At 58.6% G+C, this 22,256-nt stretch carries 20 protein-coding genes and 2 pseudogenes; 12 read left to right on the top strand and 10 right to left on the bottom strand.

Features of this window, described 5'->3' with window-relative positions; translation table 11 throughout:
• Positions 1-5: 5 nt before the first annotated feature.
• The 7 genes from IFT99_RS17615 to arsC all read right to left on the bottom strand — a co-directional run bounded on the left by IFT99_RS17615 (position 6) and on the right by arsC (position 5,725).
• Positions 6-242: a (2Fe-2S)-binding protein gene (locus IFT99_RS17615; protein WP_192133904.1), complete on the bottom strand. Its 237-nt coding sequence runs from the start codon at positions 240-242 to the stop codon at positions 6-8.
• Complete coding sequence (locus IFT99_RS17610) at positions 235-1,371, bottom strand: NAD(P)/FAD-dependent oxidoreductase (protein ID WP_342214629.1); 1,137 nt, start codon at positions 1,369-1,371, stop codon at positions 235-237. The genes IFT99_RS17615 and IFT99_RS17610 overlap by 8 nt, the downstream gene beginning before the upstream one ends.
• Positions 1,368-2,318, bottom strand: coding sequence for a 4-hydroxyproline epimerase (locus IFT99_RS17605; RefSeq protein WP_192133902.1), 951 nt, complete (start codon positions 2,316-2,318; stop codon positions 1,368-1,370). Before IFT99_RS17605 ends, IFT99_RS17610 begins: the two co-directional genes overlap by 4 nt.
• An 860-nt stretch (positions 2,319-3,178) precedes the next feature.
• A complete protein-coding gene (locus IFT99_RS17600; protein ID WP_065992829.1) occupies positions 3,179-3,862 on the bottom strand; it encodes a GntR family transcriptional regulator in 684 nt (227 codons plus the stop codon).
• A 90-nt stretch (positions 3,863-3,952) separates the two neighbouring features.
• Positions 3,953-4,624, bottom strand: a complete 672-nt coding sequence (locus IFT99_RS17595) for a DNA-3-methyladenine glycosylase I (RefSeq protein ID WP_122622243.1) — start codon at positions 4,622-4,624, stop codon at positions 3,953-3,955.
• Positions 4,625-4,769: 145 nt separating this feature from the next.
• Positions 4,770-5,375, bottom strand: coding sequence for an NAD(P)H:quinone oxidoreductase (gene wrbA / locus IFT99_RS17590; protein WP_192133900.1), 606 nt, complete (start codon positions 5,373-5,375; stop codon positions 4,770-4,772).
• Positions 5,372-5,725, bottom strand: a complete 354-nt coding sequence (gene arsC / locus IFT99_RS17585) for an arsenate reductase (glutaredoxin) (protein WP_192133898.1) — start codon at positions 5,723-5,725, stop codon at positions 5,372-5,374. Before arsC ends, wrbA begins: the two co-directional genes overlap by 4 nt.
• Before the next feature lie 135 nt (positions 5,726-5,860).
• Between arsC and IFT99_RS17580 the strand changes: the two genes are divergently transcribed.
• Positions 5,861-6,328: a TlpA family protein disulfide reductase gene (locus IFT99_RS17580; protein ID WP_192133896.1), complete on the top strand. Its 468-nt coding sequence runs from the start codon at positions 5,861-5,863 to the stop codon at positions 6,326-6,328.
• Positions 6,329-6,372: 44 nt separating this feature from the next.
• On the opposite strand, the gene IFT99_RS17575 is transcribed toward IFT99_RS17580, so the two are convergent.
• Positions 6,373-6,885 (bottom strand): GNAT family N-acetyltransferase, encoded by a 513-nt coding sequence (locus IFT99_RS17575; protein ID WP_197986015.1) that lies wholly within the window; start codon positions 6,883-6,885, stop codon positions 6,373-6,375.
• Between the two features lie 506 nt (positions 6,886-7,391).
• On the opposite strand from IFT99_RS17575, the gene IFT99_RS26895 reads away from it, so the two are divergent.
• From IFT99_RS26895 to IFT99_RS26890, 6 genes and pseudogenes are all read left to right on the top strand, one after another.
• On the top strand, positions 7,392-8,174 hold the full coding sequence (locus tag IFT99_RS26895; RefSeq protein WP_192133894.1) for a CHAP domain-containing protein: 783 nt from the start codon (positions 7,392-7,394) through the stop codon (positions 8,172-8,174).
• Complete coding sequence (locus IFT99_RS17565; protein ID WP_192133892.1) at positions 8,167-9,549, top strand: S1 family peptidase; 1,383 nt, start codon at positions 8,167-8,169, stop codon at positions 9,547-9,549. The genes IFT99_RS26895 and IFT99_RS17565 overlap by 8 nt, the downstream gene beginning before the upstream one ends.
• Before the next feature lie 551 nt (positions 9,550-10,100).
• Positions 10,101-10,613, top strand: a complete 513-nt coding sequence (locus IFT99_RS17560) for a hypothetical protein (RefSeq protein WP_192133890.1) — start codon at positions 10,101-10,103, stop codon at positions 10,611-10,613.
• Positions 10,614-10,620: 7 nt separating this feature from the next.
• Entirely contained in the window at positions 10,621-11,061 is a 441-nt protein-coding gene (locus IFT99_RS17555) for a DUF421 domain-containing protein (protein WP_192133888.1), read from the top strand.
• A 226-nt stretch (positions 11,062-11,287) separates the two neighbouring features.
• Positions 11,288-12,349: pseudogene (locus IFT99_RS26500) on the top strand (PAS domain-containing protein); the annotation flags it as partial.
• A pseudogene (locus tag IFT99_RS26890) lies at positions 12,344-12,634 on the top strand (methyl-accepting chemotaxis protein); the annotation flags it as partial. The pseudogenes IFT99_RS26500 and IFT99_RS26890, both read left to right, overlap by 6 nt.
• Before the next feature lie 114 nt (positions 12,635-12,748).
• On the opposite strand, the gene IFT99_RS17545 reads toward IFT99_RS26890, so the two are convergent.
• The gene (locus IFT99_RS17545; RefSeq protein WP_083233264.1) at positions 12,749-13,171 is read right to left on the bottom strand and encodes a response regulator; all 423 of its coding nucleotides are present in this window, start codon (positions 13,169-13,171) and stop codon (positions 12,749-12,751) included.
• 201 nt (positions 13,172-13,372) lie between these two features.
• Here IFT99_RS17545 and IFT99_RS17540 point away from each other — a divergent pair, with 201 nt between their 5' ends.
• The 5 genes from IFT99_RS17540 to IFT99_RS17520 all read left to right on the top strand — a co-directional run bounded on the left by IFT99_RS17540 (position 13,373) and on the right by IFT99_RS17520 (position 20,197).
• Complete coding sequence (locus IFT99_RS17540) at positions 13,373-15,184, top strand: ABC transporter ATP-binding protein (RefSeq protein ID WP_192133885.1); 1,812 nt, start codon at positions 13,373-13,375, stop codon at positions 15,182-15,184.
• A 668-nt stretch (positions 15,185-15,852) separates the two neighbouring features.
• Entirely contained in the window at positions 15,853-16,371 is a 519-nt protein-coding gene (locus tag IFT99_RS17535; RefSeq protein WP_192133883.1) for a cysteine hydrolase family protein, read from the top strand.
• Between the two features lie 375 nt (positions 16,372-16,746).
• Positions 16,747-17,865, top strand: coding sequence for an acyltransferase family protein (locus tag IFT99_RS17530; protein ID WP_192133881.1), 1,119 nt, complete (start codon positions 16,747-16,749; stop codon positions 17,863-17,865).
• A gap of 232 nt (positions 17,866-18,097) precedes the next feature.
• Positions 18,098-19,573 carry a catalase KatB gene (gene katB / locus IFT99_RS17525; RefSeq protein ID WP_065993239.1) on the top strand — a complete coding sequence of 492 codons (1,476 nt, stop codon included), beginning with the start codon at positions 18,098-18,100 and terminating at the stop codon, positions 19,571-19,573.
• A gap of 69 nt (positions 19,574-19,642) precedes the next feature.
• Complete coding sequence (locus IFT99_RS17520; protein ID WP_192133878.1) at positions 19,643-20,197, top strand: ankyrin repeat domain-containing protein; 555 nt, start codon at positions 19,643-19,645, stop codon at positions 20,195-20,197.
• 29 nt (positions 20,198-20,226) lie between these two features.
• Here IFT99_RS17520 and IFT99_RS17515 read toward each other — a convergent pair whose 3' ends face one another.
• Positions 20,227-22,251 carry an ATP-binding protein gene (locus tag IFT99_RS17515; RefSeq protein ID WP_192133876.1) on the bottom strand — a complete coding sequence of 675 codons (2,025 nt, stop codon included), beginning with the start codon at positions 22,249-22,251 and terminating at the stop codon, positions 20,227-20,229.
• Between the last annotated feature and the right edge of the window lie 5 nt (positions 22,252-22,256).

The following is a 22,256-nucleotide window of genomic DNA, read 5'->3' as shown; positions in this document are numbered from 1 at the left end:
CATGCTCATGGCCGAGTCTCGACCCGCATGCCGTCGCGGCAGATCGTCTGACACGCCAGCCGGCGCAGGCCGTCGATGCTCACCCGGCATTCCTGACAGATGCCCATGCCGCACAAGGGTGCGCGCCGCTGGCCGCTGACCGAGGTGCGGCTGCAACGATCGCCGCTCGACATCAGCGCGGCGGCCACCGTGGTGCCTTGGGCGAAGCGAAAGGGCTGACCATCGATGCTCAATTCAGGCATGGGCGCGGGCTCCGATAAAGCGTTGCGGCAGGTAGGGTTCAACGTCGAGGGGCGGTCGAGTGCGCAGCATTTGCGCAGCGAGCAGGCGGGCTGTGCCGGTGGCCGTGGTAACGCCGAGGCCTTCGTGCCCGACCGCCAGCCACAGGCCGGGCTGATGCGGGTGCTCGCCAATCAGCGGCTGACCGTCGGGGCTGGCGGAGCGAAAACCTGTCCAGCTGCGAAGGCCGTTCATCTCGCCCAGGCCTGGGAGAAAATCCATCGCCCGACGCAGCATCCGCCCGAGCATGGCCGCGTCCACCTCCGGGTTATGGTTGTCGAACTGCCGCGATGACCCGATGAACAGCTGGCCGGTCGGGCGCTGCTGCACATTGAACGCCACCGACGGGCCGTTGCCCTTGTGGGCGCTGGTGACGTAGCCCAACTCAACCAGCGTATGGGTGATCTGCGCGGGGTAACGGTCGGTGATCAGCAGGTGGCCTTTCTTGGCTTGCAGCGGTAAATCGGGACAGAGTTCGCGGGCATAGATGCCGCCGGCCAGCACAACGGCCGGGGCTTGCAGCCATTCTCCCGTTGCGAGGCGGACCCGGTTGCCCTGAACTTCCACGACTTCGGCCTGGCGCTGAACCACTCGCGAAGACTGACGCTGCAACAACCAGCGCGCGGCGTTGGGCGCGTAAAGAATGCCGTCGCCGCTGACCTTCAGTGCCCCGAGCAGGCCGGATCGCAATGACGGTTCGGCCTTTGCCAGTTCGGCGCCGGACAGCAACTCGCACGCCAGACCGTATTCGCTCAGGGCCGCATGCTTGCGCTCGGCTTCTTCCATTTCTTCTTCATTGCAGGCCAGCCACAGGGTGCCGTTGGTGCGCATCGCGCAGTCGTCCGGCATCTGCGGCGCGAGCTCGCGCCAGGCCTTGACCGAATATTCCCCCAGCGCCAGCTCGGCCGCGCTGTGGTCCAGCACCACCAGATGGCCCATACCCGCAGCGGTCGCGGCGGGGCGCTGACAATCCAGCACCAGCACATGCAAACCCTGAGACGCCAGCTCGTCCGCACACGCCGCGCCGACGATGCCGCCGCCAATGACGATCACATCGGCGGCCTGGCCTTGCAGGGTGGCGGCGTCGGTCACGAGCGAATGCCCCAAGCGAACGGGTCTTCGTTGTCCAGCAACAAAGTGGCTTCGGCGCTGATGTACGCACGGCCGCGAATGGTCGGCACGATGCGGTCGCCCGCCTGCCGCTCGCCGTGCTCCCAGACGAAACTGCCTTCAAATTGACTGCCGATCACGCTGGCCTGCTGCCACAGCGTACCGGGCTGAAGTTTGCCGTCCGCTGCCAGGCACGCCAGTTTGGCGCTGGTGCCGGTGCCGCAGGGCGAGCGGTCGTAGGCTTTGCCGGGGCAGAGCACGAAGTTGCGGCTGTCGGCGTGATTGTCGTCGGCGAACAGCTCGATGTGGTCGATGACGCCGCCGTCTTCACCGCGAATGCCTTGGTTTTCCAGCGCCTGCCGGACCTTCCAGGTGTAGTCGGTGAGGGCGTCGAGGTTGTCGGCGGCGACGCTCAGGCCGTGGTCGGCGATCAGAAAGAACCAGTTGCCGCCCCAGGCGATGTCGCCGGTCACGCTCCCCAGTTCAGGCACCTCCACGACGAAGTCCTTGCGGTAGCGGTAGGAGGGCACGTTGTCGACGCTCACGGAGCGGTCTTCGTGCAGCGTGGCCTGAACCGTGCCGACCGGGGTTTCGATGCGGTGCACGCCGGCGCCGATCTTGCCCAGATGCGCCAGCGACACTACCAGCCCGATGGTGCCGTGGCCGCACATACCCAGGTAGCCGCTGTTGTTGAAAAAGATCACCCCGGCGCAGGCCCCGGGATCCGCCGGCTCGCACAACAGCGCACCGACCAGTACATCGCTGCCGCGGGGTTCGAGCACGGTGGCGGCGCGCCAGTCATCGAACTGCTCAGCCAGACGCTGACGCCGCTCGGCCATGCTGCCCCGCCCGAGATCGGGAAACCCGTCGAGCACCAGCCGCGTCGGCTCGCCGCCGGTGTGAGAATCGAGGATCTGGATGCGTTTCATGTATTCCCCCTGTCGGACTGAGTCTGGAACTGGCTATTGCGTACACCCGATGGAACTGGCGATCACGGTCACTTGTAGGACCGGCTTCAGCCGGGAAGGCGTCGGTCGCCACACCCGAGATTTATGGTGCTAACGCTGGCCTCTTCCCGGCTAAAGCCGGTCCTACATAAAGTCCTGTGTACACGCCGATCTAACTGGCTAAGACGGTCCCTTGTAGGACCGGCTTCAGCCGGGAAGGCGTCAGTCGTCACACCCGAGATTCATGGTGTTCACGCTGGCCTCTTCCCGGCTAAAGCCGGTCCCACTAAAAGCGCTGCGTACACCCCGACGTAACTGGCTACGACGATCCCTTGTAGGACCGGCTTCAGCCGGGAAAGCGTCGGTCGTCACACCCGAGATTCATGGTGTTCACGCTGGCCTCTTCCCGGCTAAAGCCGGTCCCACTAAAAGCGCTGCGTACACCCCGACGTAACGGGCGACGACGATCCCTGTAGGACCGGCTTCAGCCGGGAAGGCGTCGGTCGTCACGCCGCAAGCTTTGTGGTGTTAACACTGGCCTCTTCCCGGCTAAAGCCGGTCCCACTAAAAGCGCTGCGTTCGCCCAATGGAACTGGCTTCGACGATCCCCTGTAGGACCGGCTTCAGCCGGGAAGGCGCCAGTCGCCACGCTGCAAGATTTGCGGTGCTAACGCTGGCCTCTTCCCGGCTAAAGCCGGTCCTACAAAAAGCGCTGTACAACCGGTTTACAGATCGCGGCGCGGAGCAGCTTCACTATTGAGGCAAGGGTGCCGCGAACGACGTCCAGGGTCTTGACCGATTTCACCCTCGCCAATGACGAAATCGGCATAGCCGCGATTCGTTCAGATCTCGCTGAGCACGGCATGAGGCAGGTGGGCGTAGAGGGTTCGGCAGACGCCAATGATGTGGTGCTCGATCAGTTCGGCGGCCTTGTCCACGTCACGATCGGCACAGGCCTTGAGAATCTCGCGGTGTTCCAGGTCGGCGCGCTCTTTGCCTTCTTCAAAGCTCATCTGCACCCGCAGGTAGCGTTCAACCTTGTCGTGGATCGAGCGAATCATGTTCAGCAGAAACGGCCGCTGCGCCGCTTCATACAGACAGGTGTGAAACGCCCAGTTCAGCTCGGCCCAACGCCCGATGTCGTCGTCGCGCATGAATTCGTCACAAATGGCCCGGGCCCGGTCCAGCTGGGCAGCGGTCATTCGCGGCACGGCGAGGCGGATGGCTTGCACCTCCAGCAGCACCCGCACTTCGAAGATCTGCGCCAGCTCCGGCTCGGAAATCCGCGTGACCACGGCACCCTTGTTACGCTGGAATTGCACAAGCCCTTCGGCTTCCAGACGCTTGAGCGCTTCACGCACGGGGATCTTGCTGACGTTGAACACGCGGGCGATGTCGTCCTGACGGATCGGCTCGTCCTCGGCGAACTGGCCGGAGATGATCGACTCGCGCAGGTACTTGGCAATGACCTCGGACGCGGAGGGCGCGACACCGAGGTTGGGGGCGTCTGGAAGAAGAAAAGGCACGCAGATGACTCGAAAAGGGCGGATGCCGAATATTGTATACGACGTCCGATTTGTTACGCGCTGTGTCTGCTCACTCCACCGGCAAAACGATCAATGGTTTGCCGTGTACGACAGCATCATCGACAGCTGGCACATCGGCCGGCCGCTGTCCGCATGCCACTGGTTGAACGCCGCTTGCACCGCCGCCTGATCACGCTGGCTGCTGGGCACGCGGTCGACGATCTTCTGCGCATTCAGCGCAGCGACCACGTCATGGCTGGGAATGAAGGTGTCTTTGCCGACCATGCGCAAAAAGCGCGGCGATGAGAGCCCGCCCATCTGATTGCCGTGTTTGAACAGGTAACGCCACAGCCCGACGATATCGGTCACCGGCCATTCGGCGATGAAATTGCCGAAGCTGCCATGTTCGTGGGCGATGTCGAGGATCAACTGCGCATTGCGCGGCACGCTCTTGAGCTTGCCCAGGTGACGGATGATCCGCGCGTCCTGCATCAGGCGTTCAAGGTGATCACCGCCCATCAGCGTGACCTTTTCCGGATCGAAGCCGAAGAAGGCCTGCTCGAAGGCCGGCCATTTGGCGTCCACCAGGCTGTGCTTGAGGCCGGCACGAAACACCCGCAGCGCCATGGTCGACAGATACCGGTCGTCGCTGAGGGCTTTGAGTTTTTTCGGCGTGGCGGGGGTCGGCAGATGCGCCTCGAGGGCGGCGACGGAACCAAAGCGGTTGAGGCAGTATTCATGGAGCCATTTGTAGTCTTGCATGCCCTCTCCAAAACAAAATTCATGTGCGCGATTGCTGGCGTAGCGCATTCCGAGTGCTGACGCAGAACCCCGGCAGGGGCTCTGTGCTTTGACCCGGTTTGAGCAAGGGGTTCCAGCAATCGCGCGCGAGCAACGCCTTGAGCTATCAGCCCTTGGGCGGATCGAGCAACAGCGCGGTTCTCGCCAGCCGCTGACCCAACGATCGGCACAGCGCGGTTTCGTGCTCATCCAGCGCGCGTTTGCCGTCGGCGCCGGCGTGATGACTGGCGCCATAAGGCGTGCCGCCGCCACGGGTTTCGATCAGCGCCGCTTCGCTGTAGGGCAGGCCGCTGATGAGCATGCCGTGGTGCAGCAGGGGCAGCAGCATCGACAGCAACGTGGTTTCCTGGCCGCCGTGCAGGCTGGCGGTGGAGGTGAACACGCTGGCCGGTTTGCCCACCAGTGCGCCGGTCAGCCACAGGTTGCTGGTGCCGTCGAGAAAGTACTTCAGCGGCGCGGCCATATTCCCGAAGCGGGTCGGGCTGCCCAAGGCCAGGCCCGCGCAGTTTTTCAGATCATCCAGTGTGGCGTACAACGCGCCGGCCTCCGGAATGCTCGGCGCCACGGCTTCGCAGTCGGTAGACACCGCCGGCACCGTGCGCAGGCGCGCTTCCATGCCGGTCATCTCGACGCCACGAGCGATCTGCCGCGCCATCTCCGCGGTCGCGCCGTTACGGCTGTAAAACAGAACCAGAATGTACGGCGCGCTCATGGCAGGATCTCCAGAATGTTTTCCGGCGGACGACCAAGTACAGCCTTGTCGCCGACGACGAGAATGGGGCGTTCGATCAACTTGGGATGGGCCGCCATGGCGGCGATCAGTTGCTCGTCGCTCAGGCCGGTGTCGGCCAGGTTCAGGGTTTTGTACTCGTCTTCACCGGTGCGCAGCAGTCCGCGAGCACCGATGCCGAGCTTGCCCAGCAGCTCGCGCAGTTGCGCGGCATCGGGCGGGGTCTCGAGGTAATGAATGATGGTCGGCGTCAGGCCGCGGGCTTCAAGCAATTCCAGCGTGCCACGGGATTTGGTGCAACGCGGGTTGTGATAAAGCGTGAGATCGGTCATTTGCGGGTCGCATCTTGCCTGAGGTGGCGGCTATTCTACCTGCGTCACGGTAACGACCGGTAACACGCGGCGAGCGATGCGCGGCCGGCGTCGCGTCTCTCTAGAAAGAAAGAGCATCCAGAAGGAAACAGCATCATGGCAAGGCGATTGGCGGCGGCGGCAGCACTGATTGGAAGTCTGTTGCTCAGCGGGTGCGGCGTGGATCTGGGCACGGACCAGAATGGCGAGAAAGTCGCCAGCAGCCGCGTCGACAAACACTGGCTGGTGGTCAATTACTGGGCTGAATGGTGCGGTCCGTGCCGAACTGAAATCCCCGAACTGAACAAGTTGTCCGAGCAGGTCAAAGGGCAGAACGTCAGCGTGTTCGGCGTCAATTTCGACAACCTTCAGGGCGAAGACCTGAAGAGCGCCAGCAAAGCGCTGGGCATCACCTTCACCGTGCTGGCCCAGGACCCGGCCGATCACTACGACCTGCCGAAAAGCGAAGCCCTGCCGGTGACCTACATCATCGACGACAAGGGCAAAGTGCGTGAGCAGTTGATGGGCGAACAGACCGCGGCGGGGGTGATGCAGAAGCTGGCGGAGTTGAAGGGGAAGGGCTGAGGCAGATCAGGTCAGCTTAGGTTCACAACGGGATTGCTCGCTGATTAACGCTCATCGGCCAGAAGCGCCCAGCGCTCGTGATCGCACCAGACTCCGGCGATCTGAAGGTATTTCGGGGAGAACCCCTCTTTCCGAAATCCGAGACGTTTGACCAGCGCGATTGAACGCAGATTTTCAGGCTGAATATTGGCCTCCATACGGTGAAGACCCAGCTCTTCAAAGGCATACCTCGTCGTCAGTTCCACCGCCTGGGACATTTTTCCCGTCCCGGCAAACGAGACCATGCCCCAGTAGCTGAGGTACGCGTTCTGAAATCCCTTATAGAAAATCTGGCTCAGGTTGGTCACACCAACAATGTGACCCGATTCGGTATCGCGAGCCAGCAGCCCAACGCTAGCGCCTGTGGTCTGAGCGGAGTACCACTCCTCGAAGCCTGAAGCGGTTATGAACGGCTGTACCCAGCGGCCGTGATAGTCCCGGCTTTCACGATTCGCGTGGAGAAGCTCGTCGATATCGGCGCGCGTTACCCGGGCGAGCTTGACGTCTGACATTTCCATAATCTCTTCTCTTTGCCTGCTTTCCCGATGGCTTATTCGGATTGCTGACGCCTATGTTGCCGGGAGCCTATGTCCTGTGAACCTGTGATTTCATAATGAGGACGAAACCACACTAAGTCCAATAGGCTAGAGTGGGGTTGTGCGCCGGCGGCCTATAGCGGCCTGGCACCAGCGTCCGCTACCGGCCAAAAGCGGTCTGTCACCCATCCTATCCGCGCCGCCTTCATGTGGTGCAGCTCGAAACTCCGCTTATCAGAATTACGACCCGATCAGCCTGATCATCTTTTGCTCGCTGACCTCATATAGCTGACGAATAACGGTGTAAATGAAGGCCTTCTACAACGCTGCTATTCTGCCGCCCCTATCGCTGCGTGGCAGCTGTGGGAATCCGACTCCCTCGCGTGTGAGCAAATTGAAGAACCCTCTGCTATACCAATAAATCAGATACCCGATTCAAGCCGTATTGGGTCCATGCACACCCCTTCACGGCACCAGAGGGATCTCTCATGACACTTTCTAGACGTGACGTTCTTGTCGCTAGCACGTTAGCCGCCATCCTCCCCCGATTCAGCTTCGCCACTGACCCCGACTGGGTTTCACTAGCACAAGCGGATACTCAGGAACCTATCATTCCGTCAAGCTTGGGCAAGTTTAAGGACCAGCCATCTATAAACAATGACCAACTTTCTAGTTACACCCCTTTCGGCACTGATCCAGCAACAGCCCAAGAAGTGAAACTAGCTATGTTAGTACTGAACGACATACCTAAGAACTGCACTCCGATAGAGATTGCACTGTATTTTCACAATGTTGGCCAAGGTAATTTTGGAGAGGAACGCAGACCATACGCCACCGCTTGGCCTGTTCGTTGGAACCCAGTAATCGTCGAATTTTTCAAAGCAACGCAATCGAAGCCTAGAGGCGACACAACGGCGTGGTGTGCCGCATTCATAAACTATTGCCTAATGACTTCCCAAACAGGGAAGACACCTCCAGCTGGCGCCAGTCATCGCACCCAAAGTGCGCGTGCATTGTCGTTCAAAAACTGGGGGGAACCTACTAATTCTCCCAGGCCCGGTGACATTGTTGTTTTTCAAAATGTGAAATCTCCAAATCATGGGCATGTCGGCTTCTTTCTGGCTGACCAAGGAAGCAAAGTTCTTGTCTTAGGGGGGAATCAATTCGAAGGGACTCCAGTACGGCACACTATTAGCCGCAAGTCGCTGTTAAAAGATGGGCCAATACTTAAGTTGTTATCCTACCGGACAGAAGAACAGCTCCATGCTTAGGCATTTTCTGTCGGTAGCCATAGCGCTCTCGATTTTACCTGCTTTTGGAGAGATCTCCAGTGAAGCGTGGTCATCTGTTGTTAGGATTCGCGTATCCGGCACACTGAAGGTGGCAAATGCAAAAGGCACTATTGATCATGACGAGTGGGGTACTGGATTTATGGTTTCACCTGACGGCCTAATATTATCAGTGGGGCATAATTTTCCAGACAAAGATATTTTTGATGAAGATGGCTTCCAAATTGAAGGTTACTTGCCGGAAAAATTTGGTGATGAGCTACGGGCGGTAGACCCACCATTTAATCTTAAAGTCATCTATGCAAAACAATACCCCTACGATGTAGCTCTTTTGAAAACCCTAGATGAGGGTACGTTAAAACCTTTTTTACGTCTTTGCGATGGCTACGATAAAAAAAGCAAACCTAAACCGGAATTTGAAATCCAAGGTTATCAAGGTGGTGATCGGCCCTTGACGTCTTCCTATGGGAGAGTGGCAAATGGAGCTGGGCCAACGTCTAATCTGATAATTGATGCCGCCATAAACAAGGGCAACAGCGGAGGGCCACTTTTCAACGAACTAGGAATGGTTTTCGGAATAGCAATAGGCGAGCGAGAAATAGATGGCGAACGAATGAAATCTTCAACGCTAGCAGTCCCTATGGCTAGAGCTATTGAAATATTGGGGGAAAATGCGATAAGTTTGTTAGGGGTTAGCTACGACCCTGATTGTAATAAATTACTAAACCCTGAATTCAGAACAGTACTGAAAAACCCGGTAGAAGTGCAGACACATACATTCGCTTCAGCTGGAGGTATCTTAGGGTCCCTCCCGATGGCAATACAAATCAGAATGATGCATGCTAGAGTCCGACCACCAGAAGGTTATCGTGTAGTTTCGGTAGAAGGTGTCACATTTGACTATGCCGGAATTACGGGAACTGCTTTTATTAACAATGACGGAGGCAGTGTTGATGTTATGCCTTCAGGGTTTAGTGAATCTATAGATCGCGATGTTACAGCCTCAGTCCCAGTTATTCTTGAGAAAGTTACGCCTAACAAACAAGCGCCATCGATTCAGCTTCGCATATTCCCCTACTCAAAAACGCTGGATAAACACGGCATTCATGTGACAAGTACGAATTTTCACGACACTATAAAGGCTCCGGATGGTTTCGTTTTTCAGTCCGTCGTGAAAATTGACTATCAAAGTTTAAATAACTCGCCATCCAATGGAGCATCAGCATCGGTTAACTCGGACGGAACGGCGCTCGATATTAATTACAGCCTGCAAAGTGGACCTTTTTACGATCAATGGAGAGGATGGATAGACGCTTACATTACCGCGAAAATTGCCCCTAAAAATATAGATAGATAAGATAAACCTTCAAAAATATACGACCACTTTGTATTTTAATTCGAAGATAGGAATCGCGAAGGCTCGCAAAGGTCTCGTCCCACCCCGGTAAGGTCCTCTCGAGGTGAGATCCACAGTCGGGTGTCGGAACACCCCTTGTTGGCGTTGGCGCGGTCTAGTTTGCTACTCCATGCTGGCATGGACATGGGCATGGGCCGGGTAGTGCATCAGTAAAGTTGGGCCGATAGGTTAACCAGTACGATGGCTACAATGAACTGGGGATGCATTCTTCGGTTTTTTGGTGTGAACGCGACTGAACGCTAGGCATGAACGCATCGGAATTAAATTCCTGCAGAACATAATTAGGGCGCTCGACGTCTGCTTTGGGTCGATAGCTGCCTATGTGAGGGGCTGCTGTCGACCCAAAGCAGCCCCTAGCCTGTTCGAACCGCCGACTCCAAAGACGAGCTCACCGCCTCAAACACCCCAAGCAATCAGCAGCGCACGCTTACCCCACCAGAACTTCCCAAAGACCGAAGCGGTCACATCGCTAGTCCCGACGAGTGATGCGTATGAGCCTCTTAGAGCAGGAAATGCAGGACCGTGTACACCCCGTAGCCGAGGACCTTACGCTGCAGCGTAAAGTCTGGCGGTTCCAGAGGGTGGGCTGGTATGTGCTGACGGCGGTTGTCATCCTGACGTTGCTCGGTTTGTTTTCCAGAGGCCCGCTCAGTTCGCTCGAAACGGTGAGTGAGCAGGGTGACCTGACGGTGCAGTACGAGCGTTTCCACCGCGCCGGCGGGACCAATCCGATGATCGTTCAGGCCACGGGGCAGCCGGGCAAAGAAATCACGCTGTCGATCAGCAAGCCTATGCTGGATGGCTTCAGCATCGAGTCTATCCAGCCGCTGCCGGTCCGCTCCGTGGGCAGCCCCCAAGGTTTGAGTCTTACGTTCCCTACCGACAAGAGTGGTCACGTCACGCTCTTCATTTCATGGCGCAGCGACGGCATCGGTCTGTTTAAAAGCCAGATCAGTGTCGTGGGCGGCGGCCACATTCCCCTCACTCAGTTCATCTACCCATAGGTGCTCAATGGATGCCGTACTACGCGCGGGTGCGATTTACCTTGCACTGATGGTGCTCTTCAAGATTTCTGGCCGACGATCATTGGGCGAGCTGACGTCGTTTGATTTTGTGCTGCTGATGGTCATTGGTGAAGCCACCCAGCAAGCGCTGCTGGGCGATGACTTCTCCGTGACCAATGCGATTCTGGTGATTGTGACGTTGATGGTGATCGACATCGGGCTTTCCCTCGTCAAGCGGCGCTCCAAACGCTTGGCCGAGCTGATCGATGGGGGGCCGACGATCATCGTCGAAAACGGCGCGTTCCTGCGCCATCGCATGCACGAAGCCCGTGTCCAGGAGGACGACATCCTGGAGGCCGCCAGAATAGAGCAGGGCTTCGAGCGGGTGGAGCAGATCAAGTACGCGATCCTCGAGCGAAACGGCAAGATCTCGATCATTCCTGCGTGATCATCTGCCCCGACACGGCCTGATGGGAGTAGCTTCCAGCGCCGCAAGCGGCTTGGTCAGCAGGGGCACCCCAAGGCTGGATATCAGATCTGGCCGTTGCTCCCTCCGCGCAGCTCGTTTGAAACACACCTCGCAAGGGTGGCCCCTATTACTGAACAATTTCAGCGAGTTGACGGCCATTTATTCAGCCAGGCCGATTAAGTTTTGGTCGCTGAAGACGATATGAATGGCAAGGTGCCATGGAGGAGGCCCGTCACGCATTTCGAGTGTGTACAACATGTCCAATTTTTTCCTTCTTCGCCGTGATCGTCGCGCGCTGAAGCAATTGCTGGCCTCGATCATGAGCGGCAACAATCCTGAGGTCGCCCAGTGCAAAGAAGGTCCAGCGGTCCTGGATGCCTGGCGCCTGATCCAGTCCTCTCATGATCAATATCAATCCCGCATCGGCCTGCTCGAGAAGGAGCTTGAGGATGCCCGCGAGTTGCTTCGCGAATCAGCAGCCTCCGCGTCAGCGCACGAGATCCGATTCGATCTCGTCAATCGCGCGTCCAGTGAAGGTCTTTGGGACATGGAGGTCGTGGCCGGCGACCCCGTCAATCCCGGAAACCGCTTTTGGTGGTCGCAGCAATTCCGCAGCCTTCTGGGCTTCAAAGACGAAAGGGATTTTCCGAATGTGCTCGCCAGTTGGGCGGATCGGCTCCATCCGCAGGACAAGCAGGCAACGCTCGACGCCTTCGCTCGTCATTTCAACGACAAGTCCGGAATGACCCCGTACAAAGTCAATAACCGGCTCGCCATGAAAGACGGTTCGTATCGTTGGTTCCACGCACAGGGTGAGACACTCCGCGACGAGCGAGGCACGCCCATCCGTGTCGCCGGCTCGCTCCGGGATATCCATGACCAACTGGAGCGGGACCAGGAGCATGACGTCATCATCACCAGATTCGAGCTGGCTCGGGAGATGCTCTCGGATGGGCTGTGGGATATGGAGGTCATTGCCGGCGACCCTGTAAATCCCAAAAACCCGTTCTGGTGGTCACCCCAGTTCCGTCGGTTGCTGGGCTTCGAAACGGTCGAGGAGTTTCCAGATGTCTTGGACAGCTGGGCATCCAGGTTGCACCCGGATGACAAGGACAGAAGCCTCAGCGCTTTCGGGGCTCATCTGAATGACCGATCAGGCAAGACACCCTTTGATATCGAGTACCGGCTGAGGATGAAAAGCGGCGAATATCGGTGGTTCCGTGCGCGAGGCCAGACCAGGCGTGACCCCGCCGGCCTGCCTGTGCGCGTAGTCGGTGCCCTTGTGGACGTCAACTTGCAGCACGAGCAGGAAGTTCTGAGGGAAACAGAGGTCAAGCATCAGCAGACGCTTGAGCACAATATCGAGCAATTGTCCCAGATCGTGGGGACTATCCAGAGCATCGCCAGCCAGACCAACCTTTTAGCCCTGAATGCGGCTATTGAGGCTGCACGTGCGGGGGAGGCGGGTCGGGGTTTCGCAGTGGTTGCCGACGAGGTTCGCAAGTTGGCAACGCGCACCACTGAAGCCACTGAGCAGGCAGCCGGCATGATTGCCCGCTAGCCCTTGCTTCCTTCAACCCCCCTGGTTCCTTGAACCAGGTCTAGGTCTGAAAAGCAGTGGTTCGGAAGAAGACTTTCCAACGCAGACGCCCTGGGACCGGCAGGATCACTGCCGGTTTATGGCCAGGGCTAATGCGCGCCGACAAATTGTACCTATGTCCAGGGAATGCCAAGGTTTGGGGATGAACAGTGGGGCATATCCAGACTCCAGGATTTGTTGCCCTCGTCCCCCTGAGGACAAGATCACGGGGATGCGGGGCCAATGAGCCTGCACCCGATTGGCCAGGCCGATACCGCTCAGCCCCCCCGGCATATGAATATCAGACAGGATGAGATCCGCCCCTCCTGAGGTCTCGCACAACCATTCCCAGGCGTCGTCGCCGGTCTCTGCTGTTACGACCTCGAAGCCTTCCGTCTCTAAAATTTCATGGATCAAACTGCGGATGAGCCAGTCATCTTCCACGACTAATACGGTTGATAACACTGTCATGAGCCCATGCTGGTTTGTCGTGCAGTTGGACTGGGCCACTGTCTGCGGGTTCCCGCTTTCGATACAGCCGTAGTCTAGGTGTGTTTGCCCGGTTATACCGCTCTAATTCGGTGGTGTGTTGTTGTATCCAAGGCCTGAATCGCCCCTGATCATCTGGACAGCTATGAACAAGACCGACAGAGCGTGCCGAACTAGCCGGTACAATCCCCCGTCACTGACAACCCGGAGCCTGGGCCTTTAATGTCGTTGTTCAATCGTTTGACTGCATTTTCAACCCAGAGCGGCAGGGCGGTCGGCCTGGTCTGGGCGACTTCCCGCCCCTTGTTCAGCGGCTTGATCGTGGCGACGCTGATCGCCGGCATCTTACCCGCGCTTGCCGCCTGGATCGGCCAGCGGATCGTCGATGCGGTGGTTCAGGCGATGCAGATCCATGGCAGTGGCAGCCAGGCGCCGGTATGGCCTGTCCTGCGTTACGTGCTGGCCGAGGCGGGCGTATTGGCGTTGCTGGCCGCGGCGCAACGGGCGCTTTCAATGCAACAAGCGCTCCTGCGGGTGCAGTTGGGGCAGAAGGTCAACCTGATGATCCTGGAAAAGGCCCAGACCCTTTCGCTGCTGCAGTTCGAAGACTCAGCCTTTTACGACAAGCTGGTGCGCGTGCGCCGCGATGCGTCGGCCCGGCCACTGGGCTTCGTTACAAAAGGCCTGGGGCTGACGCAAAACCTTATCTCGCTGGTCAGCTTCGCGGTGCTGCTGGTGCATTTTTCCCCTTGGGCGCTGCTGATCCTGGTGTTCGGTGCGCTGCCGGTGTTCTTCGCCGAGACGCATTTTTCCGGTAATGCCTTCCGCCTGTTTCAGCGTCGCGCCCCGGAAACCCGCCATCAAAATTACCTGGAAGCCCTGCTGTCCCATGAGTCGCACACTAAGGAGGTGAAGCTGTTCGGCATGGCGCCGTTGTTGCTGCAACGCTACCGCGACAACTTCACGCGCCTGTACGCCGAAGACCGCCGGCTCACCGTGCGACGCGACGTCTGGGGCTTTGTCCTCGGGCTATTGGGCACTGCCGCGTTCTACGTGGCCTACGCCTGGGTGGTACTGGACACCGTGCGCGGCCAGACCACACTGGGCCAGATGACGATGTACCTGGTGCTGTTCAAGCAAGGCCAGGTCGCCATCACTGCCAGCCTCAGCGCGATTGCCGGTTTGTACGAGGATGGCCTGTACCTGTCCGACCTCTACGAATACCTCGGGGTGCCGGTGGCACCTGTACGCGGCACGCTCAAGGCCGGTGCACGCCCGGGCGACGGCCTGCGCTGCGAGGGCCTGGGGTTCCGCTACCCGGGTGCAGCGCACGCCACGCTCAGCGACATCAGCCTGCACCTGACGCCTGGCATGAGCCTGGCCCTGGTGGGCGAAAACGGCTCGGGCAAAACCACCTTGATCAAGCTGCTGACCCGGCTCTATACCCCTGACGAGGGCCGGATCCTGCTGGACGGCAGCGATTTGCAGGACTGGGACGAACAGGCTTTGCACCAGCGCATCGGGGTGATCTTTCAGGACTACATCCGCTACCAGATGACAGTCGGCGAAAACCTTGGGGTGGGTGACGTCGACGCTTTCGATGACCAGCACCGTTGGCGCGAAGCGGCCACTCAAGGGATCGCCGCCGAATTCATCGAGCGCTTGAGCAACGGCTATCACACGCAGCTGGGGCGCTGGTTCGTGGGTGGGCAGGAACTGTCCGGCGGGCAATGGCAAAAGCTGGCGCTGTCGCGGGCCTACATGCGCCGCGGGGCCGATCTGCTGATTCTGGACGAACCGACGGCCGCCCTCGACGCAGCGGCCGAGGCTGCCGTATTCGAGCACTTCCGCGAGTACGCCAAGGGGCGCATGACTCTGCTGATCTCTCACCGATTCTCCAGCGTGCGCAACGCCGACCACATCATAGTGCTGGATCAGGGTCGGATTCTGGAACAAGGCACCCACGTGCAACTGATGGCGGGCGGCGGGCGCTATGCGAGCCTGTTCGACATCCAGGCGCGTGGGTATCGGTGACGGCCCAGGCTGGCCACTGACGAGGCAACGCTCGGTTAATCATCCAGGTAGTCATGGTTGAGCAAACCGGCGGCCGGCAGGCCAATTTGCATTCAAATTGACTAGGCATCCCTTGCCTGCAGCATGGACCCTGCAATGACGCTCGAAAAAGTCCTTGAGCATTTTGATCTCTGGCTTACCGGCCATGGCAAACCCTATTTGCATGTGAACACGTGACGTTACGGATACGTAGGCTGTTGACGGGGACGATGCCGACAACCTGATCGCAATGGCACGGCAGGCCGGGATCAAGGCCGCGCTTAAGGCATTTTTAATGCCCGCACAGAGGTCAGCAGGTGCTAGTGGTGATTTAATTGATTCGCGCTGCCTCGCTTCTTGGCGGGCGGATCCGAGCCTCGGCTTTCGGCCGAGAAGCGGCCGGTGAGTACGGTCCGTATAAAATGGCTGCCGTCCTAGGCATGTTCACTTGCAAGACCGTCCCGCCAACGTTAAGGTCAGGCTCATGAATATCCCGGATTTCGAATCGACTACAACCTTCACGACCGCCACGCGCGGGTCGTGGGAGGTTATGTGAGTTAAACCAGCACGTAATCACTAAAGACCCGCCAGTAATGGACCGGGTCTTTTTTTTGCGCCGGTTTTGCTGGCACCAACGTAAGGAAACGCACATGTACGCACTTCTGATTCTCGACATGCAGGTAGGGCTTGTTCACGGCCCGGACAAACCTTGGAGAGGTCCAGCGCTTATCGATACATTGAATGGGCTCATGAGGAGTGCGCGGAAAACAGGGGCCCCTATTTTTCTTGCCCGCCATACAGGTCCGGCAGGGTCTCCGATTGAGCCGGGTAGTCCGCTCACCGAGCTTGTCCAGGAGTTACAGCTAATGGGTAACGAGGTGATTTTCGAGAAAAAACGCCCCAATGCCTTCGCTCAGACTGAACTGGCAACTCTGCTACGTGAGCGCGAGTGTGACGGCGTCGTTGTTACGGGCATGAAAACGCAATACTGCGTAGACAGTACTTGCCGCGCTGCCCGCGATTGCGGATTTGATGCTGTGCTCATCGCAAACGGACACACTTGCTGTGACACTCCAGAACTCAAAGCAGAGGCCATCGTTGCCCACCATAATGCAACGTTAGCGGGGCCATTCTGCCGAGTTGTCCAGGCTGAGGAATGGCGCTTCTAGTTGACTCTCGCGATCGACCCGGCCTGGGTCGATCAGGCCTTGGCGCCTTCCTTGGCACAGGCCGTAAGCGGCCGACCCAAAGGCTGACCGCAATCCTTTATCTTGGCCTTCACCCTCGCTGCTCTCTAAACCACAGAGGCCTGGACCTCGACTCGTAGCCGCCACCCGGCCGCACACGCAGGCCCATTTTCGCAAGCGGGTAGGGGCCTGCAACAAACCCTTACCCCACGCCACGAAAAGTCTTCGACCACCGCTCCTTGCACAAAACCGTCCCTGCACTATGGTTCTGCCTTAGGTAGTACGCGACCGAACCCCGACGGGTTGCTTTAGGCGCTTTCGAGCGATGGCAACTTATCGGGGGTTTACATGCAGGATGTGAAACGATTTCACGCGCTGGACAGCCTGCGCGGTATCTGCGCAATAGCGGTCGTCCTTTACCACACCCATCTTGTCGGCAGCATCACGGAGTGGACCTTCTTCGCCAATGCCGACTTGTTCGTCGAGTTCTTCTTTGTTCTCAGCGGTTTCGTCATGGCGCACGCCTACGGCAGCAAGCGTCAACTGGACTTCAGTCGCTTCCTGATTTCGCGCACCTTCCGCCTGTTGCCCCTGCACGTGTTCATGCTCGCGGTCTTCATTGGCCTGGAATTTCTCAAGTATGCCGCCTACAAGCGTGGCTTTTCCTTCAATCAAACGCCTTTTACCGGCATCTACGCGCCGTCGCAGATCCTGCCCAATCTTCTGCTGGTGCAAAGCTGGACGCACCTGACGGAAAACCTGTCATTCAACACCGCGTCCTGGAGCATCAGCATCGAGTACTGGACCTACATGTTGTTCGCCGCGACTGTGTTGATGGCTTCCACGCGGCGATACCTGCTGTGGGCCGTCATCGCCCTTTGCGGATTTGCGCTGCTCTACCGCCAGATCGATGTCCTGACCGTCTACGCGCAAAAAGGCGTGGGCTGTTTCTTTGCCGGGGCATTGGCCTACGCCTTTTTCACCCGCTCAAGACGCTGGATTGCCCCTGGCTTTGGGTTGCTCAGCGTGCTGGAAGCCCTGTCAGCGCTCGCCATCTGGTGGGTGCTGACCTCTGAGTTACCGCAGAAGGTATTGGCAGCCAGCGCAGTGTTCTGCGTGACCATCGTGGTGTTTGCCTTTGATGGCGGGGCGTTGTCCCGCGTGCTCAAGTATGAATTCTTCGCCCGTCTGGGGCGGTTGTCCTACTCCATCTACCTGACCCATCTGGCCATACTGTTCTTTGTTATTTCGGCCTTTATGGTGGTGCAGAAAAAAACCGGCTTTGACGCTGCGCCGATGCTGGGTGAAATTCGCTACCTGGACACCGGGCATGCCTGGCTGAATAACCTGATGGTGTTGCTGATTCTGGCGGTGGTCGTGACGATTTCCAGCGCGACTTATCGCTATGTCGAGCTCAGAGGGCAGGGGGTGGGCAAGCAGTTATTGCGGCGCAGGATGGCGATGCCCGTGGGCTAAGGCAGTCAGTCCTGTTCCAGCCAAAACCGCAACCCATCCAGTGCCGAGCGGACCTACCAGGACCGTCAGCACGTCAACATTTTTTAATTTATCAAGGACATAGTCAGAACCAATTCAGGAATGGCGGGCTCGGACCGTAGGCTTCTACTCTCAGAACAACCAAAAACAGAGAGAGACCGAGATGTACTTACCCCGATCCCCCATCGCCGCCAGCCTGATTGGCGCGAGTCTGATGGTCAGTTCTGCAGCGTACGCAGACACCTTGACCCGCGACAACGGCGCCGCCGTTGGCGACAACCAGAACTCCCAAACCGCCGGCCCCAACGGCCCGGTCCTCCTGCAAGATGTGCAATTGCTGCAAAAACTCCAGCGCTTTGATCGTGAACGCATTCCGGAGCGGGTCGTGCATGCTCGCGGTACGGGCGTGCATGGCGAATTCGTTGCCTCCGACGACGCCTCCGACCTGAGCAAAGCCAAGGTCTTCAGCAAGGGCGAGCACACCCCGGTGTTCGTACGGTTTTCAGCCGTTGTCCACGGCAACCACTCCCCTGAAACCCTGCGTGACCCCCGCGGCTTCGCCACCAAGTTCTACACCGCCGACGGCAATTGGGACCTGGTCGGTAACAACTTCCCGACGTTTTTCATCCGTGACGCGATCAAGTTCCCGGACATGGTCCACGCTTTCAAGCCTGACCCGCGCACCAACCTGGATGACGACTCCCGACGTTTCGACTTCTTCTCCCACGTCCCGGAAGCCACCCGCACGTTGACCTTGCTGTACTCCAACGAAGGCACACCGGCCAGCTATCGCACCATGGACGGCAACGGCGTACACGCCTACAAACTGGTGAACGCCAAGGGTGAAGTCAACTATGTGAAGTTTCACTGGAAAAGCCTGCAGGGCCTGAAAAACCTCGATCCCAAGCAGGTCGCTGAAGTGCAGTCCAAGGACTACAGCCACCTGACCAACGATCTGGTAGCCGCCATCAACAAGGGCGATTTTCCGAAGTGGGACCTGTACGTCCAGGTGGTCAAGCCTGAGGACCTGGCGAAGTTCGACTTCGACCCGCTGGACGCCACCAAAATCTGGCCCAATATTCCCGAGCGCAAAATCGGCCAGATGGTCCTGAACAAGAATGTGGATAACTACTTCCAGGAAACCGAGCAGGTCGCCATGGCGCCCGCCAACGTTGTGCCGGGTATCGAGCCTTCGGAAGACCGCCTGCTGCAAGGCCGGGTATTTTCCTACGCTGACACCCAGCTCTATCGCGTGGGCACTAACGTGCTGAGCCTCCCGATCAACGCGCCACGGGTCAAGGTCAACAACGGCAACCAAGACGGCGCGCTGAATACCGGTCATACCACTACCGGCGTGAACTACGAGCCAAGCCGACTCAATCCGCGTCCAGCGGCTGAAGAGGCGCGCTACAGCCAACTGCCACTGACCGGCAGCACACAACAGGCCAAGACCCAGAAGGAGCAAAACTTCAAACAGGCGGGCGATTTGTATCGTTCCTACAGCGAGAAGGACCGCAAGGACCTGATTCAGAGTTTTGGTGAATCCCTGGCGACCACCGATACCGAAAGCAAGAACATCATGCTGTCGTACCTCTACAAGGCCGATCCGGAATACGGCACCGGCGTGACCAAGGTTGCCAATGGCGACCTGGCCAAGGTCAAGCAGCTGGCCGCTGCACTGAAGGACTGACCGACCCCCTCGGCCCGTTGGCACAGCGGGCCGAGGCTGTTGAGGACATCACCTCTTGGAGGACAACACATGCGCAGAACCTTTTACGCGTTGTTGCTGTATCTGACCGCGAGCCTGGTCCACGCCGGGCCGTCAGATACCGGCAGCACCGCCGACACCCAGACGCAACTGAAAGAGCTGTTTTTTCAAGCCGCCCGAGAGGGCCGACAAGACATGCTCAATGAATTCATCAATGCCAAATTCGACCTGAATGTTCAGGACGAAAAGGGCTACACCGCCCTGATTCTCGCCGCTTACCACGGCCAACAATCCACCGTGACCCAACTGCTGAACGCGGGCGCTGATCCCTGCGCAAAAGATCTGAGGGGCAACACGGCGTTGATGGGGGCGATCTTCAAAGGTGAACTCAGCATTGCTCGGCAACTGGTCGCCGCTAATTGCGCGCCCGATCAACGCAATAACGCGGGGCAAACGGCGGCCATGTACGCGGCGCTGTTCCATCGCAAGGATGTGCTTGACGCACTGGCCGCCAAAGGCGCGGATCTCAATGCCACAGACGCCATGGGCAACCGGGTGCAAAACCTTGAGCGCGGCGAGTTCCAGCCATTGCCGGCGACCCGATGATTGCTCCCAGGCTCTAAAGGTGAGTGGGTTCAGCCTGACGTCAGTAATTGCTGGGTCAGCGTCTTGAGGTGTTTCATTGCGAAAGGCTTGAGCAGCAATTCAGTCTGGCCGCTTTTCAAGGCGATCGCAGGGATGCTGTTTTCGGCGAAACCGGAGATGAACAAGACCTTGAGCGTGGGTCGCGCATCCAGCGCGGCTACGGCTAATTCATCGCCACTCATGCCGCCCGCCAGACCGATATCGGTGATGAGCAAGCTGACCTCAGGCAGTCGCTCTAGCTGCTGTAGCGCCTGCGCAGCGGTTGCCGCCGTGGCGACCTGATAGCCCATGTCCAACAGTGTCTCACTGATCAGATCGCGGATGGCGTCCTCATCGTCGACCACCAATATGGACCCGCTCAGCGTGTGAGCCTTGTCCTCGGCCGCCGTTGGCAAGACGACCCCTGGAGCCGGTGCCGTACCTTGATGCAAGGGCAGAAACAGGTTCACCGTCGTGCCTTTACCTACCTGCGACTCGATCTGGACGTCCCCGGATGATTGTCGGGCAAAGCCGTGGACCATCGAAAGCCCCAGGCCAGTGCCGGAACCCAGTGGCTTGGTTGTGAAGAACGGATCGAATGCACGATCGAGCACGCTGCGCGGCATACCTGTGCCGGTATCGCTGACACTGAAACGTGCATATCCACCTGCGCTCAGCGTCCCGGTGGCTTGCGCCGGCTCGATGCGCACAGCGGTGACCTCAATCTGTAGCCGGCCACCTTGCGGCATGGCGTCGCGCGCATTGATGCACAGGTTCAGTAGCGCGTTTTCCAACTGGTGCGCGTCGCAAAAGCACAGCACCGCGTCCTTGGCCGCCAGTACCTCCAGCTCTATACGAGGGGTCAGCGTTCTGCTGATCAGGTCCTCCATTTCCTGAACCAATAAGGCCGGATCGATGACCGTACTTGCCAGTGTCTGGCGCCTTGCATAGGCCAACAGACGATGGGTGAGGGAGGCGGCGCGATCGGAGGCATTGCGGGCCAGACCCACGTATCGTTGAAGTTCGGCGTGCCTGCCTTGGGCAAGGCGTTGTTCGAGCATGTCCAGGCTGCTGGTGATCACTGTCAGCAGGTTGTTGAAGTCATGGGCCAGACCGCCGGTCAGCTGACCGACCGCTTCCATTTTCTGACTTTGCTGTAATTGCGACCTGACCTCTTCGAACGCTTCCTCGCGTTCTTTTTGAAGAGAGATGTCTCGGGCCACCGCGAAATAATGCCCCTCGCGACGTGCAATTCGCCAGTTCAGGTGCAACGGCGTCCCATTGCTGCGCGGGCCCTGGCTATCGAGCTCAGCGACCGGCAGCTCGCTGAGTCTGCGCAAGGCATCGGACAACTGCGAAGGAGAGATAAAGCTGAAAAATGCCCCGTCTTTGAGTGCATGTTCGGCGTGTCCCGTCTCGGTTTGCCAGGAGGGATTCATCGCAACGACTTCGCCACGTTCGGACAGCATGCAGATCAGGTCGGGGGAGACATTCCAGATGCCATCCCGCTCAAGGGTGCGCCGCTCAACCTCAAGCTCCAGACGATCATTGAGATCGGAAAGCGCGTTCAAGCTCTTCTGGAACAATGCGCAGATGACTGACATGCCGAAGGTCACCAATGCGAAGCTCGCGCTGCTGGCCCAGGTCGAAAACCCGTCGTTGAAACCGATTTCGCCGATGAAAAAATATTGCGCAGTGAGAACCGCAAGCACGCAACCAAAAGCGGATGGCCCGACCCCGAAGCAAAAGCCGATGAACATCAATCCGGGAATGAAAAACAGGTAGGGCAGGGCGGTGAAGGGAAGCAGCGAACGAAGCGCGCAGCACAGCATCACTATCAGAAGTGCGCCCGCATAACGAGCCGGTTTGCTCCGCCGAGTGCGGGCAAAGCGTCGAACCAGCTCAAGGCGCGATGACAAAATACTGATCAAGTGGGCTCCAAGGGTCCAATCCGTACTCTCGGGCACGCCTGGCAAGTCGTGCATCAATGGGAGGGAACACGGTGTAAGGGCTATCGGCCAAAGCGCGGGCTGCATGAGCG

It is taken from the genome of Pseudomonas sp. CFBP 8772, from assembly GCF_014841665.1.
Classification (GTDB): domain Bacteria; phylum Pseudomonadota; class Gammaproteobacteria; order Pseudomonadales; family Pseudomonadaceae; genus Aquipseudomonas; species Aquipseudomonas graminis_B.
The sequence above is the reverse complement of the archived record's forward strand: the minus strand, read 5'-3'. Positions and strand labels throughout refer to the sequence as shown.